At 61.0% G+C, this 272-nt stretch carries 1 protein-coding gene; it reads right to left on the bottom strand.

Annotation, left to right across the window (positions count from 1 at the left end):
• A partial coding sequence (locus SB772_RS41115) for a DUF3463 domain-containing protein (protein WP_410838665.1) occupies positions 1–272 on the bottom strand: 272 nt, incomplete at both ends.

Here is a 272-nt window from a genome sequence, read left to right as displayed (position 1 = left end):
CGTGACGCGAGAACACGTATTCAGCCGGACGTTGCGTGTCCAGCGGGATGTCCTTCACGAACGCGCCTTCGGTCTTCGGGCCGCTCAACGCGACCTTCAGCGCCTTCAGCGGATGCGCGACCGTGTCCATCACGGCGGTCGCTTCGAAGCCGCAGTGGACCATGCAGTCCGCGCACTTCTCGTACTTGCCCGTACCGTACTTGTCCCACTCGGTCGTTTCCATCAGTTCCTTGAAGGTCTTCACATAACCTTCGCCGACCAGATAGCACGGC

Origin of the sequence: Paraburkholderia sp. SIMBA_030, assembly GCF_046535245.1 — a bacterium.
GTDB lineage: Bacteria > Pseudomonadota > Gammaproteobacteria > Burkholderiales > Burkholderiaceae > Paraburkholderia.
The sequence above is the reverse complement of the archived record's forward strand: the minus strand, read 5'-3'. Positions and strand labels throughout refer to the sequence as shown.